Below are 19,149 nucleotides of genomic sequence, written 5' to 3'. Positions count from 1 at the left end.
TCAAGGGGTACTTCACCCTTGTCCCCGGCAGCACGTAATCCGCTATAAACCTCTCATGACAACTACGGCAGGACACGTCACCGCCGATCCGTCAGCCTGGTCGGATCCGCACCAGGTGGCCGCGAAACTGGCCGAGTGCCGGCGCACCTCGCCCGTAGCCCTGGTCGAGCAGCCGGGCTACCACCCTTTCTGGCTTGTCACCCGGCACGACGACGTCATCGCCGTCGAACGCGACGCGACGCGCTTCACCAACCATCCCCGGCCGATGCTGCAGCCCGACTGGCTCGACGACCTGCAGCGTACGGGCCGTGAGCTGTCCACGCTCGTGCACAAGGACGGCCAGGACCACCGGCGGCACCGGGCGGTGACGGCCGGCTGGTTCACCCTGCGCGGACTGCGGCGGCTGGAGGAGGAGGTGGCGGCCCAGGCCGTGCGCGCGGTGGATCGACTGGCCGCGCTCGGCGGGGAGTGCGACTTCGCCGCCGAGGTGGCACTCCCCTATCCGCTACGGGTCATCATGGCGACGCTCGGGTTGCCCCAGGACGATTACCCGAAAATGCTCAGGCTGACCCAGGAGCTGTTCGGCGAAGAAAATCCCGGCATGCTGATCGGCGACGATCCCGGCACGATCCATGAAACCATCCTCGAATACGCGGAGTATTTCGCCCGGCTGACCGAGGAACGCCAGGCGTGCCCGTCCGACGACCTCGCCTCGGTCATCGCCAACGGGCGGACAGAGGGCCGGCCGATGGAATTCACCGATCAGATCGCCTATTACGTCATGGCGCTGACCGCCGGGCACGACACGACGAGCGCCGCGCTCGCCGGCGGGCTGCTCGCCCTGCTGGAACATCCTGAACAGCTCGAACTGCTGCGCAGGGAACCGGAAAGGCTGCCGACCGCGATCGAGGAGATCTTTCGCTGGACCACGCCGATCAGACACTTCATGAGAACGGCGCAGCAGGACACCGAAATACGCGGAACCAAGATCGCGACCGGTGAGGCGGTCATGCTCTCCTACTTCTCCGCCAACCGCGACGAGCGACAGTTCGAGAATCCCGAGGCGTTCGACGTCACCCGCGCCACAGGAAAGCACGTCGCTTTCGGATTCGGCGTGCACCATTGTCTCGGGGCCAATCTGGCCCGTCTGGAGCTGCGCCTGCTGCTGACCGAGCTGTTCGGCCGCGTGCCGCACCTGGAGCTGGCAGGAAAGCCGGTGTGGAGCGAGACCCTGTTCGTCGGCGGAGTGAAAAACCTACCCATCCGATACACAATGAAGGGTTGAGTGACATGCAATTCAGCCTGTCCTTCTTCTCCGCCACCGGGGACAGCACCTCGTCCGAGAAGTACAAACTCCTGCTCGACGCCGCCAGGTACGCCGACCAGGCCGGATTCAGCGCCGTGTGGATCCCTGAGCGCCATTTCCATCCTTTCGGCGGCCTCTATCCCAACCCCGCCGTACTGGGCGCCGCACTGGCCACCACGACGTCCCGCGTGGGCATCAGGGCGGGCAGCGTCGTGCTGCCGCTCCAGCACGTGGCCAGGGTCGCCGAGGAATGGTCCGTGGTGGACAACCTCTCGGGCGGCCGGGTCGAGATCTCCTTCGCCTCCGGCTGGCAGCGCAACGACTTCGTGCTGGCGCCGGAGAACTACGAGCGGCGCAAGAGCATGCTCGAAGGGGCCGTGGACGAGGTCCGGCGGCTGTGGCGGGGCGAGAGCGTGCCGTTCGGCGAGGAGAAGGTCCAGACGTTCCCCCGGCCGCTGCAGGCGGAGCTGCCGATCTGGATGACCTCAGCCGGCACGCCCGCCACCGCCGAACTGGCCGGGCGGATGGGCGCCGGGCTGCTCACCCACCTCGTCGGCCAGACCTACGGCGAACTGGCCGAGCTGGTGCGCCGCTACCGGGTGGCGTCCATGGACGCCACCGGACAGCCCGGCCGCGTCGCCCTGATGCTCCACACCTTCCTCGGCCGCGACCGCGAGCGGGCACGGGCCACGGCCAAGCCGCCGCTCAAGCGCTACCTCAGGTCGGCGGCGAACCTGCGGGCCAGCATGCCCGCCAGGCAGATCCCGGAACAGCACCTGACGGAAGAGGACTGGGACATCATGCTGGAGCACGCGGCCGGGCGTTACATGTCCGGCGCGCTCATCGGCGACCCGGCCGGCTGCGCGGCCGTGGTCGAGCAGGCCGCGCAGGCCGGGGTCGACGAGATCTCCTGCCTGATCGACTTCGTCGAGTCCTACGAGGAGGTCATGACGGGTCTGCCCCTGCTCGCCGAGCTCGCGAAGCTCGCGGCCTGACCTCGCCGCCCCGGCGTCAGCCCCCGGCCTCCAACTCGGCCAGCAGCCTCTCGAGTTCGTCCTCGCCCATCCGCTCCGCCTGGGCCTGGACGACTCGAAGAGCCAGCTCGGCCACGGTCGGCGACTCGAAGTAGACACGCAACGGCAGGTCCACGCCCAGTTCCTCGCGGACGAGCGAGGCCAGCCGCATGACCAGCAGCGAATGCCCGCCCAGGTCGAAGAACCCGTCGTGCACCCCGAGCACGGGCACGCCGAGCACCTCGCCGACGAGAGCGACCAGGCGCTCTTCCACCGGCGTGCGGGCTGCGACGACCCGGGACTCGTCCTGCCGCGGCGCGGGCAGCGCGGCCCTGTCGACCTTGCCGTTGGCGTTCAGAGGGAAGCGCTCCACCAGCATGATCACGGACGGCACCATGTAGGCGGGCAGGAGCTGGGCCGCGAAGCTCCGCAGGCCGGCCGCGTCCACGTCGCCCTGGGTGGTCACGTACGCCACGAGGGTCTTGTCGCCCGGCCGGTCCTCGCGGACCATCGCCACCACGTGCCGGACCGCGGGGTGCTGGGCCAGCGCCGACTCGATCTCGCCCAGCTCGACCCGGTAGCCGCGGATCTTGACCTGGTGGTCCGTCCTGCCGACGAACTCCAGCGACCCGTCGGCCAGCCAGCGCACCAGGTCGCCGGTCCGGTAGAGCCTGGCGCCAGGGGGGCCGAACGGGTCGGCCACGAACCGGGCGGCAGTCAGGGCGGGCCTGCGCAGGTAGCCACGGTCGAGCCCGGCCCCGCCCGCGTACAGCTCGCCCGTCACCCCGGGAGGCACCGGGCGCAGCCGCTCGTCGAGCACGTACAGACGGGTGTTGCGCAGGGGCCTGCCGATCGGCAGCCCGGCGGGCGCCGGCGCCCCGGCGGGCAGCAGGTGCGCGGTGGAGGTGCAGGTGACCTCGGTCAGCCCGTAGACGTGGATCAGATCGGTCCCGAGCTGCTGCCATTCCTGCAGCCTGGCAGGCAGGACCCGCTCGCCCGCGATGGCGACGAACCGCAGCGTTCCCGGTGCCTTGGCGCCGGCGGCGGCCAGTGAACGCACCCATTCGTGCCAGTACGCGGTCGGCAGCTCCAGCCCGGTCACGGCCTCGTCGGCCAGGTACCTGGCCAGGTCCACCTCGCCGGTCAGCACGTCGCCCACCGGCAGCACGACCGTGGCCCCGGCGGCCAGCGTCGGCAGCAGTTCCTCCAGCACCACGTCGAACCCGATCGAGGCGAGCTGCAGGATGCGGTCGTCGCAGGTCAGCGCGAACTCGTCGATCATCGCGAGCGTGTAGTTGGTGAGCGCCTCGTGGACGAACATGGCACCCTTGGGCTCGCCGGTCGATCCCGAGGTGTGGAAGACGGCGGCCAGGTTGAGCGGGTGGACCGGCACGTCGAGATCGCCGTCCGGCCCGTCCGGCCAGTCGCCGTCGAGCAGCAGCAGATGCCGGCCGGGGAATCGTCCCGCGTGCTCGGTCACGGTGAGCACGACCTCCGCGCCGGCCGCGCCCGTGATCGCGGCCAGCCGTCCCTGCGGCTGGGCCGGGTCCAGCGGGAGCGCCGCCGCGCCGGCCTTGAGCACGGCGAGGAACGCGGCCACGAACCCCGGCGAGGGCGGCGCGCAGATGCCGATCAGCGACTCCGGTCCGGCGCCCGTCTCCCGCAGTCTTCTGGCCAGCCGGTTGGCCAGGGCGTTGAGCCGATGGTAGGTGAGTCGTTCCGTCCCGTGCTCGACCGCGATGGCGTCAGGGGTCAGGCGCGCCCTGGCCTCGATCAGGCGGTGGACGCGCTCGTCCGGGATCGGGCCGTCCGTCCGGTTCCAGTGCACCAGGAGCTGGGCGCGCTCGTGCTCGCCGAGGAGCTCGTGATCGCCGATCGGGCGCCCGGGATCGGCCGCGACCGCCGCGAGCAGCCGGACGAGCCAGGCGCTCCACCGCTCCGCGGTCCCCCGGTCCAGCAGGTCGACGCTGAACTCCAGAGTGGCCTGGATGCCGTCGGGCTCGCCCGCCGCGTTCCGCCGCTCCACGAACTCCACCGACAGGTCGAAGTTGGCGACGTTGAACGCCCCGGTCTCGACGTCGATCGTCAGGCCCGGGATGTCCAGCTCGGCGCCGCCCGCGTTCTGCTGGATGATCATGACCTGGAACAGCGGGTGCCTGGCCAGCGACCGGGACGGCTGCAGCTCCTCCACCAGGCGGTCGAACGGGAGGTCCTGGTTGGCGAACGCGGACAGATCCGCCTCCCGAACCCGTGCGAGCAGGTCGGCGAAGCTCGGGTCGCCCGAGGTGTCGGTCCGCAGGACCAGCGTGTTGACGAAGAACCCGACCGCGCCTTCCAGCGCGTCGTCGGTGCGGCCGGCGACGGGCGTCCCGATCGGCAGGTCGGTGCCGGCTCCCAGTCTGGTCAGCAGCGTCGCGAACCCGGCCTGCAGGACCATGAACAGCGTGACCTGGCTGCGGCGGGCCAGCGCGAGCAGATCGGCGTGCAGCGGCGCGGGCAACGTGAAGGTGACCGAGTCGCCCAGGTAGCTGGCCACCGCGGAACGCGGCCGGTCCATCGGCAGTTCGATCTCCTCGGGGAGACCGGCCAGCGCCGACTTCCAGTGGTCGAGCTGGCGGGCCATCGGGCTGCCGGGGTCGTCGGCGTCGCCCAGCAGGTCCCGCTGCCACAGGGCGTAGTCGGCGTACTGCACGGGCTCGGACTGCCAGACCACCGGCCGTCCCGCGCGCCTGGCGTCATAGGCGGTGGCCACGTCCCGCGCGAGCGGGGCCATGGACCACGCGTCGCCCGCGATGTGGTGGACGACGACCAGGAGCACGTGTACGTCCGGCGCCAGCACGAACAGGTGGACGCGGATGGGCGGCTCGCTGGTGAGGTCGAAGCCGATCGCGGACGCCGCCCCCACCGCCTCGGCCAGCCGCTCCTCGCTGATCTCGGTGACCTCGAAGGGGAAGGACGGCTCGGCGGCCACCTCCTGCCGGGGCACGCCCGCCGTCTCGGGGAAGGTCGTCCGCAGGACCTCGTGCCGCCGTACCAGGTCGCCGATCGCCTCCGCGAGGGCGTCCGGGTCGAGATCGCCGGTGAGCCTGAGCGTGGTCGGCATGTTGTACGCCGCCGACATGCCCTCCAGCCGGTTGAGGAACCAGAGCCTCGTCTGGGCCAGGGACAGCGGCACGACCTCGGGCCGCTCGGCCACGCGCAGCAGCGGCCGGCCGACGTCGGCGCGGAGCGCGGCGCCCGCGAGACCGGCGATCGTGGGCCGGTCCATCAGATCCCTGATCGACAGCTCCACGCCGAGCACCGACCGCACCCGGCTGATCAGGCGGGTGGCGAGCAGCGAGTGGCCGCCCAGCTCGAAGAAGTTGTCGTTCCTGCCGACCCGGGCGAGGCCCAGGGTCTCCGCGAAGATCCCGGCCATGATCTCCTCATGGGCGCTGCCCGGCGACGGGTCGGCGGCGGGGCCAGGGGCGGTCAGGTCGGGCTCGGGCAGCGCGGCGTGATCGACCTTGCCGTTGGCCGTCATCGGCAGGTCCGCCAGCGCCACGAAGTGGGCGGGCACCATGTGACCCGGCAGCAGCCTGGACAGGTGATCGCGCACGTCGTCGGGGACCTCCGGGACGACGTACCCCACCAGCCGCCGGTCTCCCGGGCCGTTGTCGAACAGCGTCACCGCGGCGTGCTCCACGTCGGGGTGCCCGCACAGCGCCGCCTCGATCTCGCCGGGCTCGACCCGCAGCCCCTGCACCTTGAGCTGGCGGTCGGCCCGCCCGGCGAAGGACAGCGAGCCGTCGGCGCACCAGCGGACCAGGTCGCCGGTGCGGTAGAGCCGCTCGCCAGGCCGCCCGAAGGGGTCGGCGACGAAGCGTTCCGCGGTCGGCCCCGGCCGGTCCCAGTAGCCGCGGGCCAGTTGCACCCCGCCCAGGTACAGTTCGCCGGTGACGCCGACGGGCACCGGCCGCAGCCGGTCGTCCAGGACGTACGCCCGGACGTTGGCACTGGTGCGGCCGAGCGGGGGCGTCGAGCGCGTCCCAGGCAGCGGTCCCATCGCCACCATGACCGCCGTCTCGGTGGGCCCGTAGGCGTTGTGCAGGGCGCGGCCCCGCGCCCACCTGGTCGCGAGCCCCGGCGGGCAGACCTCGCCGCCGACGACGAGATGGCGCAGCGCGGGCAGGTCGCGTTCGGGAAGCGTGGCCAGCAGGGTGGGCGGCATCATGCAGTGCGTGACGGCTTCGGCGGCCAGCACGTCCGCGACCTCCTCCCCCGCGAAGGGCCCCTCGCCCTCCCTGAGCACCAGCCTGGCCCCGCCGAGCAGCGCGATGAGGACGTCCGCCACCGACACGTCGAAGTTGGCCGAGACGACCTGCAGCAGCACGCTGTCGCCGGAGACCTCCAGCCGGTCGACGTAGTCGAGCACCATGTTGACCACAGCCTCGTGGGTGACCGCGACGCCTTTGGGCGTCCCGCTGGATCCCGAGGTGTAGATGATGTAGGCGATGCCGCCCGGAGACGGCGGGATCTCGGGCCAGTCGCCGCCCGCCGGGTCGAGCGCCTCGAGCACGAGGTCGGGCCGCGCGTCGTCCATGAGCTGGACCTGCCGCGACTCCGGGTAGGCCGGGTCGACGGGGACGTACACGCCTCCGGCCTTGAGCACCCCCAGCATGGCCACGACGAGGTCCACGGACTTGGGCAGCGTCACCACGACCCGGCTCTCGGGTCCGACCCCGCGCTCGGCCAGCCACCCGGCCGTCGCGCTCACCCGGGCCCCCAGCTCGGCGTAGGTGAAGGATCGCGCGCCGCAGGTGACCGCGATCTGGTCCGGCTTCTCCGCCACCACCTGGGAGAAGAGCTCGGGAATCGTGGCCGGCGACAGCGCGCGGGCGCTGCCGCTCCACTCGGTCACGATCCGCTCGCGCTCCTGCTCGCCGAGCGGATCGAGGGCGGCGACGGGCCGGCCGGGGTCGGCCACGGCGCGGTCCACCAGGCAGGTGAACTGGTCGGCCAGCAGCAGCATCGTCTCCCTGTCGAACAGGTCGGCGTCCCACTCCAGAAAACCGGTGAACTGCCCGTCCCTCTCCCACAGCTGCACGTTCAGGTCGAGCTGGGTGCTGGTCAGCGGGAGGTCCACGACGCTCGCCGACAGCCCGGTGAGGCTCGGGGCGGGCACGTCGGCGTTGTGGACCACGAGCATCGCCTGGGCCAGCGGGTTGTGACCGGCCGCCCGGCGTGGGGCCAGCTCCTCGACGAGCCTGTCGAAAGGCATGTCCTTGTGCTCGAACGCCTCGAGTACCGTCGTGCGCACCTGGGCCAGCAAGTCCAGGAAGGTGGCCGAACCGTCGAGCCGTGCCCGCATCACCAGCAGGTTGAGCAGGCAGCCGACCAGCGACTCGGTCTGGCGGCCGCGGTTGGCGACGGCCGTCGCTATCGTCACGTCGTCCTGTCCCGCCTGCCGGCCGAGCAGGACCGCGAACGCCGCCAGGAACACCATGTACGGCGTGGCGCCCGCCCGCCTGCACAGGTCGCCGACCGGCGCGGTGACGCGCAGCGGCACCCGCTCGCCACGCCCCGACTGCCGGACCGGGCGCGGCCGGTCCCACGGCAGCGTGAGCAGTTCGGGCGCTCCGTCCAGGGCCGCCCGCCAGTAGTCGACCAGCGGGCCCATGGCGGGGCCGGCCAGCAGGTCACGCTGCCAGGTGGCGTAGTCCCCGTAGGCGAGTCCCAGCGGCGGCAGCGCGGGCTCCGTTCCTGTCAGGCGGGCCTCGTACAGCGCGCTCAGTTCCTTGGTCAGGACGCCCAGGGACCACATGTCGCCGGCGATGTGGTGCAGCGCGAACACCAGGACGTGCTCGGCCGGGCCCGATCTGACCAGTTCGGCCCGCAGGAGGGGGCCGCGGGCCAGGTCGAAGGGGCGGTTCACGATCTCGACGCAGTACGTCTCGACCTCGGCCGCGCTCCGCCCGGTCAGGTCGGTGACCGGCACGTCGACGCTCTGGCGCGGCAGCACGAGCTGCAGGGGCTCACCCTGCCTGGTCCTGATCACGGTTCTGAGCGTCTCGTGCCTGTCGACCAGGTCGCCCACGCAGGCACGCAGCGCGTCGACGCGCAGATCACCGACGAGCCTGAGCGCCACCGAGATGGTGTGGGCGGGTGTGGGGCCGTCCAGCTGGGACATCAGCCAGAACTGGCGCTGGATCGACGACAAGGGGAACACGCTGAGCCCGCCGCCCTGACCTGTCATCTTCTATCGCCCTCTCTCCCGCTGTCGTCCCCGATGAGTTCTTCGAGCTCGTCCAGGCTGAGATCGTCGAACAGCCGCGCCGCCTCGGCCGCCTCCAGACCGCCCCGAGGCAGTCGTTCGATCACGGCCGTCTCCGCGTCCTGCGCCGGGCGGTCACCGAGATACGCGGCCAGACCCGCCACGGTGGGCGTTTCGAACAGGACATGGACCGGCAGGTCGAGCCCGTGCGCCTCGCGCAGCGCCGACACCAGGTTCAAGGCCAGCAGGGACTGCCCGCCCAGGTCGAAGAAGCTGTCGTCCACGCCCACCTTCTCCACCCCGAGCACGGTGCCCAGGACCTCGGCCAGCAGGCTCTCCAGGTCCGTGCGGGGCGCGACGTGCGGAGCGGCGGGGCGCGGGTCGCCGGGAGCGGGCAGCGCCGCCCGGTCCAGCTTGCCGTTGCCGGTCATCGGGAGGGCGTCCATGAGCACGACGGCGCCGGGCACCATGTGGCCGGGCAGCGTCGCGCGCAGGTGCTCGCGCAGCGCGGGGACCACCTGTCCCCCGCCGTCCGTGCCCCGCCCACGAGCGACGACGTAGGCCACGAGCGCGTCGCCACGTTTGACGACCGCGACGTCCGACACCGCCGGGTGCCGTAGCGCCGCCGCCTCGACCTCGCCGGTCTCCACCCGGTAGCCGCGGATCTTCACCTGGTCGTCGGCCCGTCCGAGGTACTCGAGCGTGCCGTCGTCACGTCTCAGCACGAGGTCACCCGAGCGGTACATCCGTGAGCCCCGCGGGCCGTAGGGGTCGGCGACGAACCGTTCCGCGCTCAGCCCGGAGCGGCCGAGGTAACCGCGGGCGAGGCCCGGTCCGGCCACGTAGACCTCTCCCGGCACACCCGCGGGCACCGGCCGCAACGCCGTGTCCAGGACGTGCACCCGCAGATCGGCCAGGCCGTGTCCGATCACGCTTCCCGTGCTGGCCCGATCGAGCGGCATCGTGGTGACGTGCACGGTGGTCTCGGTGATCCCGTACATGTTGACCAGGACAGGTCTGCTGTCGCCGTGCCGCTCGAACCATCCCGCCAGCCGCCGCGGGTCGAGCGCCTCTCCCCCGAAGATGACCAGGCGCAGGTCGAGCGGCGTGCCGTCGGCGAGCGCGACCAGCCTGGCGAAGGCCGACGGTGTCTGGTTGAGCACGGTGACGTGCTCGCGGGCCAGCAGCGCCAGGAAGTCCTCCGGCGAGCGCGCGACCCTTCTCGGCACCACGACCAGGCGAGCGCCGTGCAGCAGGGCGCCCCAGATCTCCCACACCGAGAAGTCGAAGGCGCTGGAGTGGAAGAGCGTCCAGACGTCCTCGGGCACGAAGGCGAAGTCCGGACGCGTCGCCTGGAAGAGACGGACGACGTTGCCGTGCGGAATCTCGACGCCCTTGGGCCGGCCGGCGGAGCCGGAGGTGTAGATCACGTAAGCGAGGTTTCCCGGCCGCACCCCGACCTCGGGGGCGGTCGGCTCACCGTCGCCCGGAACCTGGTCCACGCTGTCGATCACGGCCACCGGCCGCGTGTCACCCAGGATCAGCGCGCGCCGCTCGGCCGGATACTCCGGGTCGATCGGCACGTACGCCGCGCCTGCCTTGACCACGCCCAGCATGGCGACCACCAGTTCGATCGACGGCGGCAGCACCACCGCGACGAACCGCTCGGGGCGGGCTCCACGCTCGACCAGCGTCCTGGCCAGCCGGTTCGCCCGCGCGTCCAGCTCGCCGTACGTCACGGTGCGCGGTCCGTCCACCACGGCCACCGCACCCGGCTGCGCCGCCGCACGCTCCTCGAACAGCCGGTGCAACGTCAGGTCGGGGACGACGGGCTCGGCGTCGACCTGTTCCACCGCCGGGCGGCCGGGCAGATCGACCAGCCCGAGCGCCTGCCGAGGGTTCGCGGCCAGCGCCTGGACGAACCGCAGCACGCAGGCGATGATCCAGTCCGCGCGTTCCCGCTTCACCGCGTCGGGCCGGAACCGCAGCACCAGTCGCGGCCCGTCGGTCCCTCCTGTCGTCGCCAGCAGCTCCACCGGGTAGTGGGTGGCGTCGTGGATCTCGGCCCGCCGTACCGCCAGTGGTCCGGCCTCGCCGCCTGGCATGGGGTAGTTCTCCACGACCAGCAGCGTGTCGAACAGCTCCTCCCCGCCGGTCGCGGTCAGCCCGACGTGCTCGTGCCCGGCCAGCTCGCCGTACCGCCGCTGCAGGTCGAGCAGGTTGTCCAGCAGTGAGCGGCCAGGCCGGAGAACGGCCCGTACGGGCACGGTGTTGATGAACAGCCCCACCATGTGCTCGACGCCGGGGATCTCAGGAGGCCTCCCGGACACCGTGGCGCCGAACATCACGTCGTCGCGTCCGAGAAGGTGCCTCAGCGTAGCCGCCCAGGCGCCGCGCAGCACGGTGCTCACCGTCACGCCGTGCTCGTGCAGCAGGTCGCCGAGTTCCGGCAGCACCGCCTCGATCCGCTCCGGCGTCGCCGCGGCCGAGGAGTCCGCCCGGGCCAGCCGGGTCGGCTCCGCTCCTTCCAGCGCCCGCCGCCACACCGCGAGCGAAGCGGTCTCGTCCCTCGCGAGCAGCCACCGCAGGTAGCTCTCGTAAGGTGTGGCCTCTGGCAGTTCCGCACCGGCGTACAACGCCAGCAGCTCGCGCAGGAGCACCGGCATCGACCAGCCATCGAGCAGCAGGTGGTGAAAGGTCATGATCAGCCGATGGGCCACGGGCCCGAGCCTGACCAGGGCGAAGCGCAGCAGTGGTGGTGCCGCCAGGTCGAAGCGTTCGGCACGCTCCTCGATGAGCAGCGCCTCCAGGCGAGCCCGCTGGGCCGCGTCGTCGTGCGCGTCCCGGTCGTCACGTCCGCCGGGATCGTCGGCTCCGTCACGGGCGCGTTCGGGCAGGTCGCTGAGGTCCAGCTCACGCCAGGGGGCGCGCGCCCCCTCGACGACGACCTGCAGCTCGCCCTCGACCGCCACGCGGAGATTCGGGTGCCGCTCGATCAGCGCGTGGGCGGCCGCCCTGAGCGCCGCGACGTCCAGAGGCCCGTCGAGGTCGCACACGGTCTGCGCGATGTAGACGTCCGGTCCCTGCCCGCCGAGGAGGGTGTGGAAGGCCAGCCCCCGCTGCAGCGGGGTGAGCGGCCACACCTCCCGCGCCCCGGGATGGCGGGCGCGCAGCCACCCCATCCGCTCCTGCGTGATCGGCGCCAGCGGGCCGGACCGGAGCTCTCCGGCGGACGAGACGGGGTCGGCATGGGCGGCCAGGGCCCGCGGGGTCTGGTGCTGGAACACGTTCTGCACCGAGATCGCCAGCCCGGCGCGGCGGGCGCGGCCGACCAGCCTGATCGCCAGGATGCTGTCCCCGCCGAGGTCGAAGAAGCCGTCGTCGGCTCCCGCGCCGGCGGTCCCGAGCACGTCGGCGAACGCCTCACACATGATGCGCTCCGCGGCCGTGGCCGGAGTCGCCCCCCCAGGGACGTGGACCACCGGATGGGGCAGCGCCCTGCGGTCCAGCTTCCCGTTCGGCGTCATGGGCAGCGCGTCCACGCGCGTCACCACAGCGGGCACCAGGTACGCGGGGAGGACGGCGGCGAGCCGGGCACGCAGCTCCACCACGTCGAGCGCGTGGCCGGGCGCCGGAACCACGTAGGCGACCAGACGCGGATCGCCGGACGGCGACGCGCGTACCGCCGCCGCCGCCCCCGCCACCCCGGGCAGCCCGCCGAGCACGCTCTCGACCTCGCCGAGCTCGATACGGAACCCGCGCACCTTCACCTGGTCGTCCGTGCGTCCCAGGTGTTCCAGGTCGCCCCGGCCGGTCCATCTGGCCAGGTCGCCCGTCCGGTACATCCGGGTGCCGGCGGGGCCGAACGGGCAGGCGACGAAGCGTTCGGCGGTGAGCGCGGGGCGGCCGAGATAGCCCCGGGCCAGGCCGTCACCGGCGATGTACAGCTCGCCGCGCACGCCGGGCGGCACCGGGCGCAGCGCCGCGTCGAGAACGTAGACCCGGGTGTTCCAGATCGGCCGGCCTATGGTGGACCCGCCGGGCTCGGACATGGCGGACCAGACCGTGGTCTCCGTGGGACCGTACAGGTTGGTGACCTCGCCGCCGGCTTCGGTCAGGCCGGCCAGGAGGGAAGGCGGCAGCGGCTCACCACCGCTCAGCACGCGCAGGCCGTCGATCACATCGGGGCCGGCCCCCAGCACGGACCGCCACAGCGACGGTGTCGCCTGCATGGTCGGTACCCCGCTCCGCCGCAGCAGACCGGCGAGCGCCGCGGGGTCGCGCACCACCCGCGGGGGGACGACGTGGACGCTCGCGCCGCTGATCAGCGGCAGGTACATCTCCAGGACGGCCATGTCGAAACCCACCGTGGTCACCCAGGGGACCCGGTCACCCTGGGCCAGGGGGAAGCGTGCGCGCATGGCCGCCAGGAAGTTCGAGACGGCGCCACGGGTGACGACCACGCCTTTCGGCGTGCCGGTCGAGCCGGAGGTGTAGATGACGTAGGCGGCGGCCTGGGGCGACGGCTCGGGGAGGTCGAGCTCGCGCCCCGTCCCGGCGGCGTCCGTCTCGTCCACGAACAGCGTGGGCGTCCCCCCGGGGACGCGCGTGCCGCTCGACGTGAGCACCAGCGACGGCCGGGCGTCGGCGAGCATGAACACGATACGTTCGTGCGGATACTCCGGATCGATGGGGAGGTATGCCCCTCCCGCCCGCCACACCGCCAGCAAGGACACCAGCAGATCCACCGACGGAGGGATGATCACCGCAGCGAGCCTGTCAGGGCCCAGGCCCCGCTCGTGGAGCAGGCGCGCCAGCCGGTCGACGCGGACGTCCAGTTCGCGGTACGTGAGCGTGAGCCCGTCGGACTCCACGGCCACGCTGTCCGGCGTGGCGGCGACCTGGCGGGCCAGCGACTCGGAGAAGGCGCCCACCGGGTGGGTGGTGTCGTTCCACACGCCGAGGACGAGACGCCGTTCCTCCTCGCCGAGCAGGCCGAGCTCCCCGATCGGGCATCTCGGCCGCGACGTCGCCCGGATCACGACCTGTTCGAGCCGGCCGATCAGACCTCGCACGGTGTCCGGGTCGAACAGGTCCGTGCTGTATTCGGCGAAGCCCCGGTAATGGTCGCCGTCCCGCCACAGTTGCACGTTCAGGTCGAGCTGGGTCGCGGTACGCGGCACGTCGAGGCGCTCGACGTCCAGCCCGGGCAGGCTCGGGTCGGGCAGCGGCGCGTTCTGGACGATGAGCATGACCTGCGCCAGCGGGTTGTGGCTGAGTGCACGCTCCGGGCGTAACTCGTCGACCAGCACCTCGAACGGGAGGTCCTGATGCTCCAGCGCGGCCAGCGTCGTGGCTCTCACCCTTCCGAGCAGCTCTTCGAAGGTGGGAGCGCCGGCCAGCGAGGTACGCAGGAGCACCGTGTTCACGAACGGGCCGATGACGTCCTCGGTGCCCGGCGCCCGGGTGGACACGCCGGTGCCCACCACGAGGTCGTCCTGGCCGGAGCGCTGCCACAGGACCACTTGGAACGCCGCGAGCATCACCATGAACGGCGTCACGCCGGCCCGGCGGCACAGGGCGTCGACGCCGGCCGACGCCTGCGGTGACAACCGGATGGCCTCGGCCGCTCCCGCGAGCGTCTGCACCGGCGGCCGCGGCCGGTCCGCGCGCAGGTCGAGGAGGTCGGGCGCCCCGGCGAGCCGCTCACGCCAGAACGCGCCGAGCCGCGCGATCAGTTCCGGGTCCAGCTGCTCCTGCTGCCAGAGCGCGAAGTCGGGGTATTGCAGCCGGGACTCGTCGTCGTCGAGGGCAGGGGGTTCCGGCGGGGCGGCGGCGACGGCCCGACGGTAGAGGTCCGACACTTCCGTGACGAAGACTCCGCAGGACCACACGTCCGAGACCAGATGGTGCATGGTGACCACGAGCAGGTGGTCGTGCGGCCCGAGCCGGAGGATCGCGACCCGCAGCAGCGGGCCGCGTTCGAGGTCGAACAGAGCGGCGGTCTGCTCGGTGAGGACGCGGGGAAGGCCGGCCTCGTCCGTCTCGATCAGCGGCACGGACAGCTCGACCGACGGCTGAACGAGCTGCACGATCTCGTCGTCGAGCTGGACCACCGTGGTGCGCAGCGCGTCATGGCGCTGAACGACCGTCTGAATGGCCGCCCGCAAAGCGTGAGTATCCAGCTTTCCACGGAGACGAACGGCAAAAGGAATATGGTAGGCGGCCGTTCCCGAAATGAGCTGCTCAACCAGCCAAATTCGCCGCTGAGCGAATGAAGCAGGAAATATCAGACAATCGACAGACGTCACCGATGCGTCTCCTCAGAGGCGGAGTCTCACCCTCGTAGCCGAGCCCCGAACGCGGACGAACCCCGTGAACGCCTGCCCCCGTAAGCACTCGAGTCGAGAACATATCACGCCATTCCCACGCAATCAGCTACTTTAGATGACTATTTTTGAACGGTTCATAATGCGCGACAACCAAGGAGTCAACCATGTCTCACCTGGTCATCCGGCCATTGGACCAGGGGGAAGAGGAACTGTTTCTCTCCCGCCCCGATCCTGATCTCCTGGGACTGCTTCCCACGCACTTCGGATACCGCACGCTCTCGTCCGAGGGGCAGTACCGCCCCGAATGGAGCTGGGTGGCGCTCCGCCACGGTCTGGTCGTGGCCAGGGCGGGCTGGTGGGGAGGTCCATACGACACCACCCCGCGCAGCCTCGACTTCTTCGACTTCGACGACGTCGCCGACGGGGCCGCCCTGCTGCGGGCGGCGCCGTTCCGGGTCGGCCACGACATGCGGCTCCCCCTCGGCTGGCAGGCCGACCCCGTGACCGGGCCTGTGGTGGAGGCGCGCGTCGCGGCGGCCGCGCAGGCGGGCATGCGGGTGCGCGCCCGGCGGCTGCGCTATCTCTGGGAGAGCGATCAGCGGGCGCCGGCGCCCAGCGACAGGCTCGTGTTCAGCGAGGAACCCGACGACGAGGCCGTCCTTGACGCGTTCCGCCGGATCCAGGCGGATCCGGCGGCCGCGCCGAACGGATCCGGCGCCGCGGTCCAGGGTCTCGGCCCCGTGACGGAGAGGGAACTGGAGCCGCTGCTCGGGTGTCCTCCGTCGCGTTCATGGTGGCGACTTGCCAGGACGCGGGACGGAGATCTGGTGGGCCTGGCGGTGCCCGCCAGGAACCACGTCAGACCCGTCGTCGCCTTCGTCGGCGTCGTCCCCGCCCACCGCGGCCACGGCTACGGTTACGACCTGCTCGCCGAGGCCACCCGGATCCTGGCCGGCCACGGCGCCGACGAGATCGCCGCCGGGGCCGACGCGGCCGACGTGCCCACGTCCCGCGCCCTGGTCAGAGCCGGCTATCGCCTCGTCGGCGAACAACTCGATCTGCTCTGACGACCCGAACGTCCTGGCGTCCGCCCGGCCGCCCGGCCCCGCCTCACCGCCGAGCACACCCGCCTGGAAACCCCAGCGCTCTCAGACGCCCTCAGGCGGCCCGGCACCCCTTCAGGGGGCGATGCGAGATCTGGACTGTGGCGCGCGCTCAGCGGCTCGTCGAGCCGGACGAGATCTTCCCTCCACGGCATGCCGAGCCCACCAACCCGCTGCCGGAGCGCGGAAAGGGGGGACCTGCAGAAGGAGCCGCCCGGCGGGGTCGCCGTCGAACCGGACGACCATGGGCCTGGCCGGCCGCGCACCCGGCCCAGGCGGGCGCGTGCCGACAAGGCGTACGCCTCCCGCAAGAACCGTGCCCACCTGCGCCCACGCCGCGTCCGCTGCACGATCCCGGACAAGGCCGACAAGGCCCGCAACCGCAAGAAACTCGGATCCAGGGGCGGTCGTCCGCCGAAGTTCGATCCGGAGGACTACAAGGCTCGGCACGCGGTGGAGTGTGGCATCAACCGCCGCAAAAGGCACCGTTCCGTGGCCACGAGAGCGCTCCGGCCGGGGGCGGGGAAAATGCCTCGCGATGCGAGTGCACCGGATGGCAGGGTGCAGCGCATGGCACCCCAGTACCAGATTCGCGCAGACTACGACGCTGACACGATCGTGGTCTACCAGGCATACGCGCCTGCCATAGCCGAATCAGCGCTGCGAGCGGGCCGCTTCGTTGCGCCGTTCTCATTCCACAGGATGACATGGATCAAGCCCTCATTCCTGTGGCTCATGCACCGCAGCAACTGGGCCCGCAAACCCGGCCAAGAGCGCGTCCTTGCCGTGCGGATGACCCGGCAGGGCTGGGAGGAAGCTCTGTCCCAGGCTGTGCTCACGACCGCGGATCCGGCAGCTGTGGCCCAGGCGGCCGTACATGTCCAGTGGGACCCGGAACGCTCGTTGCGCGGAGCGGCGCTGAACCACTACAGCATCCAGGTCGGCATCGGCCGCGATCTGATCCGCACATTCACCGACGAGTGGATCGTCAACCTCACCGACCTCACCCCCCAGGTCCGCAAGGCCGCGGCACTGACGCAAACCGGGCACGCCACCAAAGCCCAGCGGCTGTTCCCCGCTGAGCGGGTGTATCCACTGCCACGGACGCTGGAAAGCCTCCTTTCCCCGGGCAGATGACGGCCGACTGGCGAGGGATCAGTTGCCCGCGGCCTGAGACACTACAAGCCCTTTCGCGACAGGCCCTGACGCAATGAGATCGGGTGTCGCCAGCAGACGAGGGCGCAGGCCCAGCTTGAGCAAGGCCTCGTGGATGTCGGCGCGGAGGCGGAGACAGGCGGCCGTGACGCTGGCTACATCACGCTCGGCCTGCAACCCGGCAGGAGCGAGGACAGGCGCTTGCTGGACGCCGTCCCGCACGACGCGGGGTTCGACCGGCAGCGCCCGCCGATCAGGCCGTCCCCTGCGTCCGCTGCATCACCCGGCTGGACGGTCCGTCGGCGCGGCTGGTGGTGGACGTGGCCGGGGATGCCTCATCGCGCCGCCGGGATGCTCGCCCCGGCCGATGTGCTGGGGCTGCTCGACACCTGGTGCCACGTCGTGCCCGGTACATCCGCGCCGCCATCTATGACACGCTCGCCCGCGCCGGCGCCCTGCCCGCCCACCCTGTAGTGATCTTCTCATGGCGGACGGCATGAACGAGGTGGGGCTCTACAGCATCTCCGTACGCGACATGGATGTGCCCGACCTAGTCGCCCGGGCCGCCGGCAATGACATCTCGTTCCTGCACCTGGGTGGCGGCCCGCGCGGCGTCGACCTGGCGCCCAAGCGGCGTAGCGGGTGAGGTTGCCCAGCCCAGAACCGCGTAGGGAGCAGCGGTGAGGCGGTGCGCGAGCCCGGCCCCGGGATCGGGCGCGGCCGGGGCGGTGAGCCGCTCCACGTGGTCGGCGTCGGCGTGGTTGGGCGAGCACCATGTCGGCCAGGCCGAGCACCGCGAGCGTGGCGTACCAAGGTCGAAACCGCGACCTACCGGCGCGTGTTCTGCCAGCTCATCACAGCACCCCAGCCCAACGAGGAGGCATCGTGACGGACCCGACCCCCAGCCCCGGCCCGGCCAGGGGCGGCCGAGCGCGTCACGGCCGCTCTCGCCACCGGCTGCAACTCACCGCGCGCGGTCGAGCAGCTGCCGATTGGGCAGGGCACCGTCAACTACCGGACCACCCTCGACGACGGCCGCGGCGTGTTCGTCGAATTACCCGCCCGGCACGGACCTGGACGCCGAGCGGCAGGCGATCAGCCTGGCCGGGCTCGCGCTCCAGGCCGGCATCACCGGCGCCGCAGTCATCCCCGCACGGTCCGGCGACCCCATCGCCTGTGGGCCGCTACCGGTATCGGCCGGCCGTGGATGCCCGGCCAGGTCATCACCCGCCTGTCGCCCGCCCAGCCGGCCGCGGCAGGAGACGCGCTCGGACGCATCCATGCCCTCTTCTCCCGCCACCTGGACGCCTTCGGCCTCGATGCGCGCCGCACCCCGGCCGAGCGGCGCGACATGCTGCGCGGCATCCGTGGCCTGCCGGCCGACCTGCCCTCGACGCTGACGGCGCAGGTCTGCCACGGCGACCACTCGCCCGTCAACCTACCTCCTGTGGACCGGCGACACCCTACCGGCCGTGCTCGACTTCCGGCCGCCGGACCCGTTCCTGCCGGCGGCTCCTCGGCTCTGTGGGGCTGCTGGCGATCCTGCAGGCGGTGGACGCGGACCACTCCCTGATCGCCTGGTGGCCGGATTGAAGATCATCCATCCTGAAGTCGCAGGTCATGGGGCCTGGTGTGAGCGGGTCGGGGGTGCTCGTGCCGGCTGGTGGCCGGTTCCGGAGCCGATGATCGTTTGTCAGCGGGTGACGTGACTGCTGGGCGATCAGCCGGCCCGATGAGCCGGAGGGCGATCCGGAGATGCGCCGTGCCGGCCGCGTTCGGCGTAGACCGGGAACGCCAGCCGCGGACAGCGACTCGATGTCGCCGCTGCACGGTGCGGGTGGATACCTCCAGCTCGCGGGCCAGCGCGACCGCGGACAGCCGACCGTGCCGCTGCAGCAACGGCACCAGCGAGACCAACCAGTCGGGCGCATACGAAAGGTTCTGCCGCAATACACGACACAGGGTGTCGTGTATTGCCGGAAGGCTT

At 71.7% G+C, this 19,149-nt stretch carries 8 protein-coding genes and 1 pseudogene; 5 read left to right on the top strand and 4 right to left on the bottom strand.

What is annotated here, in order from left to right:
• Window positions 1–55 precede the first annotated feature (55 nt).
• Window positions 56–1,285, top strand: a complete 1,230-nt coding sequence (locus BMX74_RS03435; protein WP_091098195.1) for a cytochrome P450 — start codon at window positions 56–58, stop codon at window positions 1,283–1,285.
• 5 nt (window positions 1,286–1,290) lie between these two features.
• A complete protein-coding gene (locus BMX74_RS03430; protein WP_055501578.1) occupies window positions 1,291–2,301 on the top strand; it encodes a MupA/Atu3671 family FMN-dependent luciferase-like monooxygenase in 1,011 nt (336 codons plus the stop codon).
• A gap of 16 nt (window positions 2,302–2,317) precedes the next feature.
• Here the strand turns inward: BMX74_RS03430 and BMX74_RS03425 are convergent, their stop codons facing one another.
• Together BMX74_RS03425 and BMX74_RS03420 are read right to left on the bottom strand one after the other, a co-directional pair.
• Window positions 2,318–8,554: a non-ribosomal peptide synthetase gene (locus tag BMX74_RS03425; RefSeq protein ID WP_091098192.1), complete on the bottom strand. Its 6,237-nt coding sequence runs from the start codon at window positions 8,552–8,554 to the stop codon at window positions 2,318–2,320.
• Window positions 8,551–14,883 carry a non-ribosomal peptide synthetase gene (locus BMX74_RS03420; protein WP_082534629.1) on the bottom strand — a complete coding sequence of 2,111 codons (6,333 nt, stop codon included), beginning with the start codon at window positions 14,881–14,883 and terminating at the stop codon, window positions 8,551–8,553. Before BMX74_RS03420 ends, BMX74_RS03425 begins: the two co-directional genes overlap by 4 nt.
• A 185-nt stretch (window positions 14,884–15,068) precedes the next feature.
• Between BMX74_RS03420 and BMX74_RS03415 the strand changes: the two genes are divergently transcribed.
• The 3 genes from BMX74_RS03415 to BMX74_RS43770 all read left to right on the top strand — a co-directional run bounded on the left by BMX74_RS03415 (window position 15,069) and on the right by BMX74_RS43770 (window position 17,808).
• Entirely contained in the window at window positions 15,069–15,971 is a 903-nt protein-coding gene (locus BMX74_RS03415; protein WP_063791946.1) for a GNAT family N-acetyltransferase, read from the top strand.
• A 606-nt stretch (window positions 15,972–16,577) separates the two neighbouring features.
• Entirely contained in the window at window positions 16,578–17,144 is a 567-nt protein-coding gene (locus tag BMX74_RS45345) for a DUF4291 domain-containing protein (RefSeq protein ID WP_055503794.1), read from the top strand.
• A 502-nt stretch (window positions 17,145–17,646) separates the two neighbouring features.
• Window positions 17,647–17,808 carry a hypothetical protein gene (locus BMX74_RS43770; RefSeq protein WP_176573274.1) on the top strand — a complete coding sequence of 54 codons (162 nt, stop codon included), beginning with the start codon at window positions 17,647–17,649 and terminating at the stop codon, window positions 17,806–17,808.
• Window positions 17,809–18,216: 408 nt separating this feature from the next.
• Here BMX74_RS43770 and BMX74_RS03405 read toward each other — a convergent pair whose 3' ends face one another.
• Together BMX74_RS03405 and BMX74_RS42800 are read right to left on the bottom strand one after the other, a co-directional pair.
• Window positions 18,217–18,579, bottom strand: coding sequence for a hypothetical protein (locus tag BMX74_RS03405; protein WP_143078540.1), 363 nt, complete (start codon window positions 18,577–18,579; stop codon window positions 18,217–18,219).
• Between the two features lie 342 nt (window positions 18,580–18,921).
• Window positions 18,922–19,112: pseudogene (locus BMX74_RS42800) on the bottom strand (helix-turn-helix transcriptional regulator); the annotation flags it as partial.
• Window positions 19,113–19,149: the final 37 nt, after the last annotated feature.

The sequence above is a fragment of the Nonomuraea pusilla genome, assembly GCF_900109355.1.
Classification (GTDB): domain Bacteria; phylum Actinomycetota; class Actinomycetes; order Streptosporangiales; family Streptosporangiaceae; genus Nonomuraea; species Nonomuraea pusilla.
This window is presented reverse-complemented; position numbering and strand designations above follow the sequence as displayed.